This window comes from Clostridium sp. AUH-JLR23 (assembly GCF_964238065.1).
GTDB lineage: Bacteria > Bacillota_I > Bacilli_A > Erysipelotrichales > Coprobacillaceae > Allocoprobacillus > Allocoprobacillus merdigallinarum.
The window spans coordinates 34,828-50,086 of sequence record NZ_CAXSKY010000005.1; the positions used below are offsets into that span (position 1 = coordinate 34,828).

Consider the following 15,259-nt stretch of genomic DNA (forward strand, 5'->3'; position numbering starts at 1 on the left):
ACAAACTTCATTGTTTGTCAATCTTAGAATCCTTGTAGTTCATCATCAAGCCAAGTATCCGTTTCAGAAAGCTTTCTTATAAAAATTCTAGCATTGTCATCAGCATATTTATTTTAATGGAATTTAAAAATCACTTCCTGTGGATTCAATTCACCAATAATCTCTATCTTTCCTAATGGATGACTCATCACATAACGCACAGCCTTACCAAATCCATTCTGATAAGCTTTTGCTTCATCCACAATACGAATACCTTCACAAATAGGCACCTGAAAATGACCTTTGACTCCTGTGACAGGTCGACATTGAAAAATATAATAAGGAATCACACCAATGCGTGTCAATCCTGACAGTAATTCTCCTAAGACTTTTCCCTGATCATTGACACCACGCATTAAAACAGTCTGATTACGGACCTGTATACCACGTTTCTGTAATTCTGAAATAGCACGTACAGCTTGAGGTGTTATTTCTCGTGGGTGATTAAACTGTGTGACCACATAAATCATTTTCTTTGATGTATACTTCGTTAATAAATCTAATAATTCCTCATCATCATATATACGCTGTGGAAATGTCACAGGAACACGTGTTCCAAAGCGAATAAAATCTAAATGAGCTATTGCTGTCAATTCCTCAAGATAACGCTGAATAATATGATTTGGATTCATAAAAGCATCACCACCTGAAATCAGAACATTTGTGACTTCATGATGTGTTTTCACATAATCCACAGCTTCATCAACACGCTTATTTAATTCCTTTTCAGAATATCCAACCATACGTTTTCTAAAACAATGACGACAATACATTGCACATTGATTCGTTGAAAGCAAAAGAATTGTCTGCTGATACTTATGTTGAAGACCTTCCATTTTGGTATTTGTTGCTTCACCACTCGTATCAAAAGAACCTTCCTGATTAAATTCATCTAAAGAAGGAATACACATTTTGCCAATCGGATCATGGGGATTGTTCGTATCTACAAGGGATAGATAATAAGGTGTAATCATCATTGGAAAACGTTCAATCACAGCTTTATATTGTTCTTTTTGTTCATTTGATAAATGAAGAATTTCTGCTAATTGATCTATATTTGTTATACTCTTTTTAAGTTCTTCTTGCCAAGTCATTTTATCATTTCCTTCTATAACAATCTCAACAAAAAGAAAGCGTATACAATTATTTTAAGAGAAAATATTTCTTCAATTTGAACAATTTTTGTTCTTTTCTTCTTTAATAATCTGTTGTCCACAACATTGACAATAGAGTTCAGACTCAAAGAAAGTCATACGTCCTAACATCGCTCCACAATATGGACAGCGCCAAAACAAAAACAACGATATCAAAATAACGATAAACATTGCTAATAAAATATAGACAATCCATTGAACTAGTCCATCATAAAACTCAAAATTTCCTGTTGCTTGAATAGCACTTAAAATAATTATGAATATTCCTGCAATGATAAACATGATTCTTATAAATTTCTGATAAATTTTCAAATTCATAATATCCCTCCCTACTACAAATTTAAAAAAAAGATAAGACCACGCTGTGGATATCATGTTAATTTTATGTAAATAATGATATTCCAGATTAAAGACATACAAATATAAATTTTACATATATTATAGATTATTTATAAAAAATAAAAAAAGGACTTTACAAATGATTGAAAATCTTATATAATCGTATTTGCCTAATCGAGGTATACCGATATGGCGGTCGTGGCGAAGTGGTTAACGCACCGGATTGTGGCTCCGGCATTTCGTGGGTTCGATTCCCATCGACCGCCCCAGAGTATGCGGGTGTAGTTCAATGGTAGAACTTCAGCCTTCCAAGCTGACTACGTGGGTTCGATTCCCATCACCCGCTCCATATGTAAAGTTAAACTCCTTATGAAAATAGGGAGTTTTTTATTTTTATGATAATCAATCTTATTTCATTGTTTTTTTTAGATTTCTTGATGTTAACACACTTTTTTTATATAATCACGTATAAAAAGAATACTGGAAAATGTTCAAATTCATTATCTTACAGAATGAAATAGATATCCATGGATTGAAGTGTTTATCACTGAGGATATACCAATATTTTATACTTTGAAATATTTAGAATAATAAGAGTGAACTTGAAAATATTATAGAAGTTATCATTAAAATATGAGGTTGAATAGCTCAAAAAATAAGTTATAAATTTAAACAGCTATAAATATTTTTAAATAGTAAAAAAAGAGTCATAAGAATTATTTCATAATATATTCTCGACCCTATTTAATTAAATATATATGATTTTATCTTCACTTTGAAATAATATCAAAAATATAAAAAGTATACCTCAGTATAAAAAATAATACCAAGATATACTTTTAAAACAACTTAAATACACTGTTTGTATCATTATATGATTTCATTTTTTATGCTGTATCCTGTATCAAAAACAAGCTCTTTATATTTAAAGAATAAATAATCAACAAACTATCCTGCTCACGTTGTATGTATTTCCAGCAATAAGTTGAATTGAAATCAATTTTTTGTTTATCTGGAATACCACAATCGTTCATCAAATTAATAACAGATTTTTCCAATTCATTATTTTGAGTATAATCACAATCAGTTAATAGACTTGTATCATTCTCTAATAATTGATATCTAGAATATCTTATGCCTTCTCCATGAAAGGAATCTTGATTATTCCATTTATAGACACATTTTGTCTTTGATGGCAATTTAATATTCCAAAAACTCTTATACATTTGTATTTCATTATTTAATGATATATTTTGCATAATCATCATAAATACAAGTATTATAGATACTATTATAAAAACAAATATCACCATTCTTTTTGACTTCATCAATATCTTTTCACCTCTAAAAAATTCAGTTTATCAACTATGATTATACTATAGCCATGCTATTCCCATCTTTCTAATATAGTTAAGTTAAAATTAATTTTATATAAACTTCTATTTTAACTATTGATTTATTGGTGAAAATTATATATGCTTTATTTAAGATTGAGTTGATAAAGATGAAAGAACATCATTACATTGTATTTGGTCTATGCTTTTTTATATTCATGTTAGGGAAACTTCTCATCACTTTTATTCCTGGAAACGAAATAGCCAATGCCATTTTATTTTCAACAGCTGTTATTGTAGCCGCTATGTATTATTTTCATAGAAAAGACCTTGATTAATCATGATATTTTATATGTTATCAAAACATAATTCATATCACATAAACTATAAATTCCAATAATCAAAACAACATAAAAAGTATATCTTTATATAAATAGAGATATACTTTTATTGTGCTTTCATATCCAGAAATATTTATAACTTTATTTTCATTTATTATAAAACATATTTCATATAACTATGACATAAAAATACTATTCACACATCAATCCTCTCATATTCTCATTTATTTCAAGATTTATCTTTCTTACAATTGAGAATCATAGCACAATGATCTGTAAAAGCTAATGTTCTCATATCAATAATGATATCTATCAAATGAATATCTGCTTTTGCTAATACATAATCTATATGTGTATTGCCTACAAATGTTCTATAGAAGTCACCTTGATGTGCCTTTTTCTTTTCACCTTTATAATCAATATAATAAGCTTTTTCTTCTTTTAAACCTTTTTCCCATAAATCAGAATATCCTTTGTCATTTATTAAATTGTCTATCACTTTCCAATTTTTAATCTGTGAATATTTTCTATGCGCATTAAAATCACCACATATAATATCACAGTCACTTTCTTGAATGATTGACAATAAAGAATCTATATCATCTTGTAAAGGCAAATGCAGACCGAATATAGACCAATCATCATTTTTTATTTTCACAAAACGATTATTATAATGAAAATGATCTATATTTACTTTTTGCCATGTATCGTCCTTACAAAGAGCAACTGTTAAATAAATTGTTTTTTTAATATTTTCAATTTCCTGATATAAATTAGGTGATATCTTATGTGTATAACATGTAACCTCATCAGCCAAAGACGATCTTACTTCCTGTAAAATCACAACATCTGCCTGATACTCTTTTAAAAACTCATTGAGACTTCCATCTATCAGATATCGAAACATATTCATATTTAATGTTATTATTTTCATATTTTATCACCCTAATATCATTATACAATAAATTAAAAAGAAATATCTCTAATATCATAAAATTCAATTCTTTGATCATCAATAAATAAGACTTTATGATATTCTGCATCTATTTTTGTAATCATTCCTTGTAATGTCTGATATTGCTGGTGTGTATAATAAACAATTTTCACAAACATACCTTTTTGAAGTTGTTGAAATAAACGATTCAATCTTTCACATTCATCTTCCATTAATTCTTTTTTATAAATAGGTTGTCTTTCCTTTTCATGAAGATATTCTCTAAATCCACGTAAAGAATCAAATGGTTGAAATTCTACTGCATCATCATGATTTTTATTCTGCATTATGCCCTCCTATTAACTGATGTCGCTGTTTTGCAGTGGCTTTATCTAAAACATTCATGGCTTTCAAAACAGCATTCTTTCCATACTTATTTTTAATTTGAATAATAGATTGTTGTAACTGTCTTTCTTTCAGTACTTCTTCATAGTCAGTAAACAAGTCATAGGCTTCATACCTTTCAGCAATAACTTGACCAAAACCAATAGAAATCTTTCTAATCTTTTGACTTTTAAATGTTGTAGACTCAAATAAGTCAATAAACTCCTTAACCAACAGACGATAAGAATTTGTCACAACTGAAATTTTACGACTACCACCCGTAGACGGAAGTGAAGCATCAACATATCTAATATGTAAAGAAATATGATTGGTCACAAGTCCCTGTTCAACCAGTGTTAAAACATTATCCTCCACCATTTCTTTTAAAACCAGTAAAGCATCCTGATCACGATATTCTCCAAATAAAACCTGTCCATTGGATATAGAACGATGCTGTGGCTGATAATTTTTAATTTGTTGAATAGTCACCGGTTCTTTACCCCAAGCATGACGAATTAAAAAACGTGCATTCACACCAAACTCTTTATACAAGATATCTTCAGGACAATGTGCTATTCCTTTCATATTGACAATGCCTAATTTATATAAACGCTTGGCGATTCCTCTGCCCACTTGCCAAAAATCTGTGAGTGGCGTATGTTCCCATAATGTCTTTTGATATATTTGTTCATCCAAATAAGCCATATGACTTTTGACATGCTTGGCGGTAATATCTAAAGCCACTTTAGCTAAATAAAGATTCGTTCCAATACCACATGTAGCTGGAATTCCCGTTGTTCTATAAACATCATCTATAATCATCTGCGCTATTTCTTGAGCGTTTTTATGATAGAAATTCAGATATTCTGTGACATCTAAAAAAGCCTCATCAATAGAATACACATAAATATCTTCCTGACTTAAATATTTTAAATACAAACCATAAATATTAGCTGAATATTCCATATAAAGTTTCATCCTTGGTTTAGCTACAATATAATGAATATGCTTTGGTATTTCAAATAAACGACATCTATTTTTCACTCCTAACTCCTTCATATGTGGAGAAACAGCTAAACAGATTGTACTCTTTCCTCTTGAAATATCCGCAACAACAAGATTGACCTTGTAAGGATCTAGCCCTCTTTCTACACATTCTACCGAAGCATAAAAGGTTTTAAAATCAATGCATAAATAATATCTCATACACAACTCACCACCTAACAAAGTTATTATACAAAATAAAAGTTGCATAATCAATGTATTTTATGCAACTTCTCTATACAATATTTTCCATTTTTTAAACTTGATGTTTCACACGATCATGTTCCTCGGCTCTTTTGGCATCATTAAAGCGATCCAATGTTCCTACCAAATAACCTGTAATACGTCGAATTCTTTGAATAGGTTCTGGCTGTAAACAATAGTGAAGATCAACAAATTCTCCATCTACTGTTAATGTTAGGGATGTTAAAGTTTCATGAGGATATTTCTGTTTGACGTATTGGATATATTCCTTAATTTCATCTTCACTCATTTCACCATTCAAAACTTCAACATCAACATGATCAATAACTTCTTTCATACACATCACCTTCTCTTTATTTTATTATAGAAAATAAAATTCTAAAAAACAAATGAAATGAATGTTTCATCCTTGAAAAAATGAAAGGAACTATTATACAATAGGAATGAAAAAGTGAGGTATGAATATATGAAAAGAATTACAAGTTTTAGTGTTGACCATACTCAATTAAAAAAGGGGATTTATATTTCAAGAACGGATGATCATCTGACAACTTATGATATCAGAATGTGCGAACCTAATGTTGATGAGCCTTTAGATCCTAAAGCTGCTCATACAATTGAACATATAGGGGCAACACTTTTAAGAAATGGTATCTATAAAGATAAGATTATTTATTTTGGTCCTATGGGTTGTATGACTGGGTTTTATCTCATTACAAAGGATTTAGATTTTGAAACAGTTAAAACATTAGTCAAAACGACTTTTGAACAGATTGCGAGTTGGGATCAGGACATACCTGGTGCGAAAAAAGAAGAATGTGGAAATTATACTTATATGGATTTAACCAAAGCGAAACAAGCCGCTCTCTTTTTTATAAACAGTTCATGGGAACATGAATATCATTATCTTTAAAAGGAAATGCAAGATGATCTTGCATTTTTATTTTCCGTATTTTTTCTGATCTTCAGCAATATTACCATGATGCTGTAATGATTTTTCAGTATATTGCATAATCTCAAATTTATTACCATCAGGATCATGAATCCACATTTGCCATGTTTCAGATTGACCCTTATTAGGTTCAATATCTATGTCAACACCAGCTTGAACAAGTTCTTCTCTGGCTGCATGAATATCATCAACCATTAAAGCAAAATGTGAATAACCAAGTCTTGTATCTGGTGCTTCATGTGCCTGTTGGCCATCAGCTTTTGGGAAAAGCTCTAAATATTGTCCTGGTGCCAGTTCGATAAAGATATAAGCAATACCTGTTGGATCAGTTTCAGCTCTTTTAGCCCAGGCACCACGATTTGGATTTCCTTTATAGGCATCATAACGCATAATGATTTTTGCCTTTAAGCCTAATTTATTCTCATAAAAATCTCTCATTGCATCCATCTGATCAGTATAAAATGAAAGATGCATAATTTCATTAAACTTCATTTCTTCATCTTCTTTCTTTATCTTTTATCAGCTGGAAATTCAACACCCGCTGATTTTCTGGCAAGTGTTGCAATTTTCATTGCAATTAAGCTTTTTTGCATCATTTCTTGAGCTCTATCATAATCTTTTTGTTCAAAGATTTTGACAAATTCAACAAATTCATAATACATACGATGCTGACCATGCTGTTCATCATAATCATACTCACTCTTATCATTTTTTAATAATTTAAATCTTGAAGCATTATTAGCTGGTGTATCTAAAACAAGACAGCCCTGATCTCCTTGAATACTTGTCATAATTGGTGCTTTACAATCTTTTGCGCCAATCAAAACAGCTTTAAATGTTCCATAATCTAAAGTGATAATTCCTGAAGTATCAATACCTTTTTCAATATTAGCCTGATATTCAACATGTTGTGGTTCACCAAATAAAGCCACTAATAAATGAATATTATAAATATTTAAATCCATTAACGCTCCACCAGATTTTGTAACATCAAATGCTGGTAGGATTTTTCCTTCTTTAAATGCATTATAACGAGAAGAATATTGTGAATAATTAGCTGAAACAATTTTAACATTTCCAACTTCACTTAATAATTCTTTCATCTTTAAAACATTTGGTAAATATTGTGTCGAAATAGCTTCTAACAATAAAAGATGTTCTTCTTTTGCAACAGCATTTAATTCTTCTAATTCTTCAATATGAGAAGTAAATGGTTTTTCACAAATAACATGTTTATGAGCTTTTAAAGCTTTCATGCTCATTTCATAGTGTAAATGATTATTTACCGCAATATAAACCACTTCAACCTGTTCATCTTTCAACATTTCATCATAATCTACATATGTAGAAGCAATATGATGTTCCTTAGCCATACCTTCAATTTTTTCTTTTTCTTCTGGTAAAGCACAAATAGCTGTTAATTCTACACCATCAACCTGATGAATGAATGTCAATAAATCATGAACAATCATTCCAGCTCCTAAAATACCAACCTTCATTATTTAGCCTCCTTAGCTGCTTTTGTCGCTTCTTCAATAATTCTTAAAACTTCAATGACTTCTTCATCTTTGACAACTTTTTCTCCACCATTGAAGATCACATCATATAAATTATCATAGATTAAACCATAATCCTGAATTTCTGTAGGGACTTTCTTTGTAATATCCTGACCATTTTCATCAATATAAGATAAAGTTCCCCATTTATCTTCTGGTAAAGGTTCAAAACTAATTTCAACTGGTCCTGGTTTCGCTTTTTGTGCACTTTGATGTCCTAAAGCTGGCATTAAAAAGCTTCCTTTACGACCATGAACAATAAAACGTGGATAATCTAGTTTTACATAATAACTTGTTTTCACAATAGCTTTCATACGATCATAGAAGAAATCAATATCATAATAATCATCTGATTCACCAGGATGATCGAAACTGCGACAATCATAAACAACTTTCTTTGGTTTACCAAATTGTCCAATAATTTGATCAATTGGATGAACGGCTAAACCATAAAGAATACCAAAACCAACATGATCAGCAATAGATGGACGATAGTAATCATAATGTGATTCTACTTCTAAGATTTCTCCTAACACACCTGATTCAATGACTTTTCTTACTGTACGCATATCAGCATCATAACGTCTATTTTGATTAGCCATCGCAATCAATCCTTTTTCTTTAGCATACGCAAAGACTTCACTCGCTTCTTTAGCACTCATCGCAAATGGTTTTTCACATAAAACATTTTTACCATGATCCAATGCCTGCATTGTATAAGAGACATGGAACTGATCTGGTGTATTGACAACAATCAAATTCACTTCTGGATCATTCATTACCTGATCAATATCTGTTGTAAAAGTGATATCAGGATACCATGTTTCTCTTTCTTCATCTCCGATTCTATCTTCTTCTCTACGATAGATATATTTCACTTTCACGGTGTCTTTTCTTCTTTCTACATATGGCAAATGGTAACGACACACACTATTACCAAAACCAATATAAGCAACAACTAACATTTTATTTTCCTCCTTTATTTACCTTCATTTTATAAAAGAGAAAGCATAAAAAATAGGTCATGAAAACAAAAAGAAATCCGATTTCATTCGTTATTTTTAACTATGAAATCGAATTTCAAAATCAGCGTTTTGGTGTTGCCATCTGTGCCCAGGTATAAGCTTTTCCTTTCAATGTAATAGACATCTGATAGATATTTTCAGGCCATGTTCCGCCTCCAAATCCACCATCACCAATCGCATGAACATCACATCCTGTCTGTTTCATCATCAAAGTAATTTGACGAATGGTATCTACATCGGCAGCTTCAACATTACTATTTAAGAAAGACATCGCTAAAGCACCTTGACGATGTGTATATTCAATCAACTCACGAATACGTTCCACAGTAATCCCATGTCGTGACCCTGGAGCTGGAAAATCAATGATGTCTGCACCATTTTGAATCAGCTGATCAATTATTTCATAGGCATCATAATCAGCTAATGGATCTCCAAGAACTTTTTCTACAATACCATCTTCCCATTTCCCAGCAAAAATCAACATATCGTCTCCACAAATTTCACGTGCTATTTTTGTCCATTTGATAACATCCCTAATCGAAGTTCCACTACCTGGATTACCTCCTAAAATCAAGAATGATACACCCCATTCTTTAATTTTCTGGAGATTCTCACGTGTACAAACCATTCCTTTTAAATCATAGAATCGTGGACTCTCTAAATCAATGTCCTCGCGTGGGCACCCTAGATAAATACCTACCGGTCTACCTCCAACCAGATCTTTAATTCCCTGATAATCAAATCCCTGTAAACCAGGACAGCTTTGTAGATTGTGAAAATCAAAACCATTTAATAAAACCATATCTGCTCCAAAAGCAAACATTAACTCTGTACTCGTACAGTTAGGGAATAAAATAGGATTTTTTAAATAAGTCTGTCCCATCAGAACACGTCCTTCTGATTTCAAAATAGATTCTTTTAAATCTCTCCCTGAATAAGTAGAAATCTGTGAAGGTTTCGCACTTATTAATCTTGTAATATTGTCATGTAATTCCATAATTCTCTCTTCCTTTCTTCTTTTTATCATTTTATGAGAAAACGTTTTCTCTTTTGGCTATTCTATGTTAAAATAAAAGCGAGGTGATTCCATGATTCAAGATTATATTCAACATATCAAACTGACACCCCAAGAAAAGGCCATTGTCAGTTATATTCAAGAACATCCTGAATCCGTTTTACAGCATAACGCTAAAGAACTTTCCAAACTTGTCTATGTCAGCCCTCCCACAATGATTCGTTTCGTTAAAAAATTAGGGTTTCAAGGCTATCATGATTTCCAAATGACTTATAGTCAGGAACATATGATGTTCAATGAAACAAAAGATCGTCGCATTGATCAAAACAGTTCCATCCCTGAAATCATCAATATTCTACCTGATATTTATTATCACGTTTTTATGGAAACCAAGAAACTCACCAAAACAGAATCATTTGTAAGAACTGTCAATTATATGATGGAAGCCAAACAGATTGACTTTTACGCTAATGACAACAATTATTCTGAAGTACAGTCAGCTTGTTTAAAGCTCTCTAATATAGGTATTCGTGCACAGGCTTTCAATACCCTGAACTCTTCCTATCTAGAAGCGATTCGTCCTAGCGATATTCTCGCTTTTGTCGTGAGTCACTCTGGTAATAACCAAACCATGGTGGATGCAGCTTATGCTTTAAGAAAAAAACGTATTCGTGTGATTGGAATCACAGGTAAATTGGATCCAACTTTAGATTTAATTTGTAATGAAAGCTTATATATTGATTCCTATCGTCATCATTTGCCTTTTGGAATCACATTATATGGTATGTCCATTCATTACATTATTGATGTTCTCTATACAGCTTTATATTTTAAAAAGAATAACAACAAAGGAATATGATCCCCCATATTCCTTTTTCCTATTAATCTAAATCTTGACCATCAGAAGCAATGACTTTCTTATACCAATAGAAAGAATCCTTCTTAATACGATGAAGATCACCAACACCGTCATCATTCATATCTACGTAAATGAAACCATATCTTTTATCCATTTGACCAGTTGTAAATGATACCAAATCAATTGGACCCCATGTTGTATATCCAAAGATATCAACACCTTCGCTTCTTGCTTTCATTAAGCTTTGAATATGACTTCTCAAATAATTAATACGATAATCATCATGAACAGAACCATCTTCTTCAACCTTATCATGTGCACCTAAACCATTTTCTACATCAAAAATAGGGACTTGATATCTATCATATAAGAAATGTAAGAAATATTCATAACCAACAGGATCAATCTGCCATCCCCAATCACTTGCCTTTAAATATGGATTCTTTAAGTCTGCAGAAGCCCCTGCTGCACCTAATGATTCTCCTTCATTTTCATGTGTTGTGACAACATTAGACATATAATATGAATAAGCTAAGAAATCAGCTTTTCCTTCCATTAAATCTCGACGATCAGCATCGCTGATATCAAGCTGAACATTATTTTCAGTCCAGATTCTCTTTGCATAAGAAGGATAATATCCTCTAATCATTGTATCAGCACAATAGCCAAACTTATTCTGGAATTCTTTATAAGCAGCAATCACATCATCAGGATCACATGTATAAGGATAAACACAGAAACCTGCAATCATACATCCAACACTGATGTTCTTATCAATTTCATGTGCTGCTTTAACAGCTTGTGCTGAAGCCACCATCTGATTATGCAATTCTGTAAAAGAAACCTGTTTTCCATCTTTACCATCAAAATGAAGTAAGATATTAATTTCATTGAATGTTAACCATTTATCAACAAGATCCTTATATTCTGTAAAACAAACTTTCGCAAATTCAACAAACTGATGAATCATTTCTCTATTTGTCCAACCACCATATGTTTCTTCTAAATAAACAGGTTCATCATATTTATATAGAGTAATGACAGGATCCATACCATATTTACGACATTCTTTGAAAACATCACGATAAAATTCGACACCTTCCTGATTCACACCACCTTCAACACCATGTGGGAAAATTCTTGCCCAAGAAACTGTTGTATTAAATGTTGTAAATCCCATTTCTGCAAACAATGCGATATCTTCTTTATATCTATGATAAAAATCAATAGCGACATGATTTGTATATTTCACATCATCAAACAATGCATATTTAGCGCCTTTTGGTAAATGATCAAATTGACGCATTTTACCTCTTGTCCCATCAGCATTTAAATAATGGATAAAACGGCGATCTTTTGTTGTACCAGCATCACCATAATCAACTTGAACAGGACTTTTTCCACCTTCATCCCATCCACCTTCAGCTTGAGCAGCACTGATAGAACCACCCCATAAAAATTTATCTGGAAAACTCATTTTATTATTCCTCCTTTATTTTTAACATCTATAATCAACAATTGGGTCAAAAATATCACACCAACTGTTTGTTTATCTATATACGAATCAAGGAGAGGTTTGGATTTTCACTGATAAGCACGTATGCATAAGCACTATCAATCAGCCATTTCCAATTGTTGATTATAGATACTTTATATACTTAAGATATTGAAAACTAACGATTTTTCTGTCTTTCTTCAATATCTTTGAGCATATCAATTCTCACTTGGTGTCTTCCACCTTCATATTCTCCACTCAACCATGCATCAACAATCATCTTAGCTAATTCAATACCCACAACTCTGGCTCCAAATGCTAACATGTTTGTGTTGTTATGCTGGCGAGAAAGCAAAGCTGAATAAGGTTCACTACATGTGACACAACGAATACCATTAACCTTATTGGCAGCTAATGAAATACCTACACCTGTTCCACAGATAACAATTCCTTTATCGACTTCACCACTGACAACAGCATTAGCTACTGCTTCTCCAGCTACTGGGTAATTAAATCTTTCTGTTGAATCTGTACCATAATTGATAACTTCGTAACCATATTTTTCTTTGATATATTCACTAATCAGATTTTTATACTCCACAGCAACATGATCATTTCCAATTCCTATTTTCATCATATATCCTCCTATCTATTCACACTTGCCATTCTAAAATATGTGTATTGTTTTCCTTTTAACGAAACAGATAATTGATGTATATTTTCAGGTGATGTACATCCATTAAATCCACCATCACCAATTGCATGAATATCCGCTCCGGTTTCTTTCATTTTTAATGCAATCAAACGAATTGTATCTGGATCCGCACATTCAACAGAACTATTTAAAAATGTCATAGCCAATGTTCCTGGTTTATAACGATGAATGTATTCAACCAATTCTCTGATCATTTCTGTTGTAATGCCATGTCTTGACCCTGGTGCCGGTAAATCAATACAGTCCGCTCCAGCATCAATCAATTCTTTAATAACAGCCTTACTGTCATAATCCGCAAGGGGATCTCCTAAAACTTTTTCATCAATACCATCTTCCCATTTTCCTGCAAATACAAAGATTGAGTCCTGAAATTTTGCTTTTATTCTCTTCGTTGCTTCAACAACATCATGGATGGAAGTTCCACTTCCTGGATTACCACCTAAAACAATAAAGTCTGCTCCTAAATCGATACATTTTTGAACATGTTCATCACTTGCCAGCATTCCTTCTCTGCGATAGAGAGCCTTTTTGCCACCATCTTCACTGCCAGCCTTTGGACATCCTAAATATATACCCATAGGACGACGACATTTTTGTTTCAATTCCTGAAACGACAAACCACAAAGACCAGGATTATTATCCAGATTATCTAAGTCAAAAGTATTTAACATGACCATATCAGCACCAAATGCAAACATCAGTTCACTGTTTGTGACACCTCTGACAAGACCACTTCCTGCAAATAAGAGATGTTGTCCCATGACAACACGTCCTTCTGATCTTAAAATGGATTCTTTAAGTTCCATAGGTGACATCTTTTCAATATCATCACCTGTTGCGCTTATTAAACGTGTTACAGCCATAATCTCCCTACTTTCCTAAAACCTGTAAAGCATGTTCTAGAACTTTAGCTCCATTCATCATGCCATAATCCTGCATATTAATGACTTCTACTGGTTTATTCGCATATCTCTTTTGAACACTTTTTAATTGATAACGTACTTGTGGCCCCAACAATATAATATCAGCCTGATCGCCGTATTTTTCAATATCTCCAACTGGATGTGCTTCAATATGCACTGATAAACCCTTTCCCTTAGCAGCATCTTCCATACGTGTCACAAGTAGACTTGTTGACATTCCTGCTGCACATACTAATAAAATATTCATAATTTTTGCCTCCTATCTATAATTGTCTTAACTCCTGACAAATGTCCTGATAGCTTTTGTCTTTACCAAATAAGGCTGAAGTTCCTAAAATAAAACCATCAACACCCATTTTTGATAAAGTCGCGATTCTTTCTGGAGAACAAGCCCCATCAATCATCACTTTATATCCGTATTGATTTTTTAACTCACAAAATTGTTCAAATTTATGATCTACAAAAGATAAATATTTTTGTCCTGCAAAACCTGGATTGACTGTCATCACAAGAACATAATCAACAAGACTCAATGTATCTTTCACAGTTTCAAAAGATGTTCCAGGATTCACTGCTATTCCTGCTTTTGCGCCTGCATCTTTAATCATCTGCAAAGTTCTTGCAATATGATTATCTGTTTCTGGATGTACATAAATAATCTGAACACCTATATCCGCAAATTTTTGAATGTAATCAGATGGTTTTGTCACCATCAAATGAACATCACATGGCTTCGTCGCAGTCTTGACGATATACTCAATATCTTGAAGTCCCATTCCAAAATTAGGAACAAAGCTTCCATCCATGACATCTAAATGAAAAATGTCAATGCCACCTTCTTCTAAATCTTTCACTTCTTTTTCTAAATGCCCAAAATTGGCACACATCATACTCGGACATAATAATTTTCCCATAATACCCTCCTCATAGTAAAAACATAAATGTT

19 protein-coding genes and 2 tRNA genes are annotated in these 15,259 nt (G+C 32.2%); 5 read left to right on the plus strand and 16 right to left on the minus strand.

Translation table 11 applies throughout. The features are described from left to right. Positions 1 to 113: 113 nt before the first annotated feature. Both ACESR5_RS03675 and ACESR5_RS03680 read right to left on the minus strand, forming a co-directional pair. Positions 114 to 1,133, minus strand: a complete 1,020-nt coding sequence (locus ACESR5_RS03675) for a KamA family radical SAM protein (protein WP_373154284.1) — start codon at positions 1,131 to 1,133, stop codon at positions 114 to 116. Between the two features lie 72 nt (positions 1,134 to 1,205). Further along, positions 1,206 to 1,511 (minus strand): hypothetical protein, encoded by a 306-nt coding sequence (locus ACESR5_RS03680; protein ID WP_373154286.1) that lies wholly within the window; start codon positions 1,509 to 1,511, stop codon positions 1,206 to 1,208. A gap of 213 nt (positions 1,512 to 1,724) precedes the next feature. Between ACESR5_RS03680 and ACESR5_RS03685 the strand changes: the two genes are divergently transcribed. Further along, positions 1,725 to 1,801: transfer RNA gene (locus tag ACESR5_RS03685), tRNA-His, on the plus strand. A gap of 6 nt (positions 1,802 to 1,807) precedes the next feature. Further along, positions 1,808 to 1,881, plus strand: a tRNA-Gly gene (locus ACESR5_RS03690). Between the two features lie 538 nt (positions 1,882 to 2,419). Here ACESR5_RS03690 and ACESR5_RS03695 read toward each other — a convergent pair. Next, a complete protein-coding gene (locus tag ACESR5_RS03695) occupies positions 2,420 to 2,860 on the minus strand; it encodes a hypothetical protein (RefSeq protein WP_373154287.1) in 441 nt (146 codons plus the stop codon). Between the two features lie 176 nt (positions 2,861 to 3,036). Here ACESR5_RS03695 and ACESR5_RS03700 point away from each other — a divergent pair, with 176 nt between their 5' ends. Then, positions 3,037 to 3,204: a hypothetical protein gene (locus ACESR5_RS03700; RefSeq protein ID WP_158093976.1), complete on the plus strand. Its 168-nt coding sequence runs from the start codon at positions 3,037 to 3,039 to the stop codon at positions 3,202 to 3,204. A 232-nt stretch (positions 3,205 to 3,436) separates the two neighbouring features. On the opposite strand, the gene ACESR5_RS03705 is transcribed toward ACESR5_RS03700, so the two are convergent. From ACESR5_RS03705 to nrdD, 4 genes are all read right to left on the minus strand, one after another. After that, positions 3,437 to 4,141, minus strand: a complete 705-nt coding sequence (locus ACESR5_RS03705) for an endonuclease/exonuclease/phosphatase family protein (protein WP_087936043.1) — start codon at positions 4,139 to 4,141, stop codon at positions 3,437 to 3,439. Between the two features lie 32 nt (positions 4,142 to 4,173). Beyond that, positions 4,174 to 4,488, minus strand: coding sequence for a YolD-like family protein (locus ACESR5_RS03710; protein WP_373154289.1), 315 nt, complete (start codon positions 4,486 to 4,488; stop codon positions 4,174 to 4,176). Then, positions 4,478 to 5,731 carry a DNA repair protein gene (locus ACESR5_RS03715; RefSeq protein ID WP_373154291.1) on the minus strand — a complete coding sequence of 418 codons (1,254 nt, stop codon included), beginning with the start codon at positions 5,729 to 5,731 and terminating at the stop codon, positions 4,478 to 4,480. The genes ACESR5_RS03710 and ACESR5_RS03715 overlap by 11 nt, the downstream gene beginning before the upstream one ends. 94 nt (positions 5,732 to 5,825) lie before the next feature. After that, positions 5,826 to 6,110 carry an anaerobic ribonucleoside-triphosphate reductase gene (nrdD, locus tag ACESR5_RS03720; protein WP_087246120.1) on the minus strand — a complete coding sequence of 95 codons (285 nt, stop codon included), beginning with the start codon at positions 6,108 to 6,110 and terminating at the stop codon, positions 5,826 to 5,828. A gap of 129 nt (positions 6,111 to 6,239) precedes the next feature. Here nrdD and ACESR5_RS03725 point away from each other — a divergent pair, with 129 nt between their 5' ends. Further along, complete coding sequence (locus ACESR5_RS03725; RefSeq protein ID WP_289527347.1) at positions 6,240 to 6,686, plus strand: S-ribosylhomocysteine lyase; 447 nt, start codon at positions 6,240 to 6,242, stop codon at positions 6,684 to 6,686. A 27-nt stretch (positions 6,687 to 6,713) separates the two neighbouring features. On the opposite strand, the gene ACESR5_RS03730 is transcribed toward ACESR5_RS03725, so the two are convergent. The 4 genes from ACESR5_RS03730 to ACESR5_RS03745 all read right to left on the minus strand — a co-directional run bounded on the left by ACESR5_RS03730 (position 6,714) and on the right by ACESR5_RS03745 (position 10,303). Continuing rightward, a complete protein-coding gene (locus tag ACESR5_RS03730) occupies positions 6,714 to 7,217 on the minus strand; it encodes a VOC family protein (protein ID WP_373154293.1) in 504 nt (167 codons plus the stop codon). A gap of 17 nt (positions 7,218 to 7,234) precedes the next feature. Then, positions 7,235 to 8,224 carry a Gfo/Idh/MocA family protein gene (locus ACESR5_RS03735; protein ID WP_373154295.1) on the minus strand — a complete coding sequence of 330 codons (990 nt, stop codon included), beginning with the start codon at positions 8,222 to 8,224 and terminating at the stop codon, positions 7,235 to 7,237. After that, positions 8,224 to 9,246: a Gfo/Idh/MocA family oxidoreductase gene (locus tag ACESR5_RS03740; RefSeq protein ID WP_373154297.1), complete on the minus strand. Its 1,023-nt coding sequence runs from the start codon at positions 9,244 to 9,246 to the stop codon at positions 8,224 to 8,226. The genes ACESR5_RS03735 and ACESR5_RS03740 overlap by 1 nt, the downstream gene beginning before the upstream one ends. A 121-nt stretch (positions 9,247 to 9,367) precedes the next feature. Further along, positions 9,368 to 10,303, minus strand: coding sequence for a hypothetical protein (locus ACESR5_RS03745; protein ID WP_373154298.1), 936 nt, complete (start codon positions 10,301 to 10,303; stop codon positions 9,368 to 9,370). Positions 10,304 to 10,394: 91 nt separating this feature from the next. Here ACESR5_RS03745 and ACESR5_RS03750 point away from each other — a divergent pair, with 91 nt between their 5' ends. After that, the gene (locus ACESR5_RS03750; protein WP_373154300.1) at positions 10,395 to 11,180 is read left to right on the plus strand and encodes a MurR/RpiR family transcriptional regulator; all 786 of its coding nucleotides are present in this window, start codon (positions 10,395 to 10,397) and stop codon (positions 11,178 to 11,180) included. 22 nt (positions 11,181 to 11,202) lie between these two features. On the opposite strand, the gene ACESR5_RS03755 is transcribed toward ACESR5_RS03750, so the two are convergent. The 5 genes from ACESR5_RS03755 to ACESR5_RS03775 form a co-directional block, all read right to left on the minus strand. Beyond that, positions 11,203 to 12,657: a glycoside hydrolase family 1 protein gene (locus tag ACESR5_RS03755; RefSeq protein ID WP_373154302.1), complete on the minus strand. Its 1,455-nt coding sequence runs from the start codon at positions 12,655 to 12,657 to the stop codon at positions 11,203 to 11,205. A gap of 196 nt (positions 12,658 to 12,853) precedes the next feature. After that, positions 12,854 to 13,309, minus strand: a complete 456-nt coding sequence (rpiB, locus tag ACESR5_RS03760) for a ribose 5-phosphate isomerase B (RefSeq protein ID WP_373154304.1) — start codon at positions 13,307 to 13,309, stop codon at positions 12,854 to 12,856. An 11-nt stretch (positions 13,310 to 13,320) separates the two neighbouring features. Further along, the gene (locus ACESR5_RS03765) at positions 13,321 to 14,253 is read right to left on the minus strand and encodes a hypothetical protein (RefSeq protein ID WP_373154306.1); all 933 of its coding nucleotides are present in this window, start codon (positions 14,251 to 14,253) and stop codon (positions 13,321 to 13,323) included. A gap of 7 nt (positions 14,254 to 14,260) precedes the next feature. Further along, positions 14,261 to 14,563: a PTS sugar transporter subunit IIB gene (locus tag ACESR5_RS03770; protein ID WP_373154393.1), complete on the minus strand. Its 303-nt coding sequence runs from the start codon at positions 14,561 to 14,563 to the stop codon at positions 14,261 to 14,263. Positions 14,564 to 14,576: 13 nt separating this feature from the next. Further along, positions 14,577 to 15,227, minus strand: coding sequence for a ribulose-phosphate 3-epimerase (locus ACESR5_RS03775; RefSeq protein WP_373154308.1), 651 nt, complete (start codon positions 15,225 to 15,227; stop codon positions 14,577 to 14,579). Positions 15,228 to 15,259: the final 32 nt, after the last annotated feature.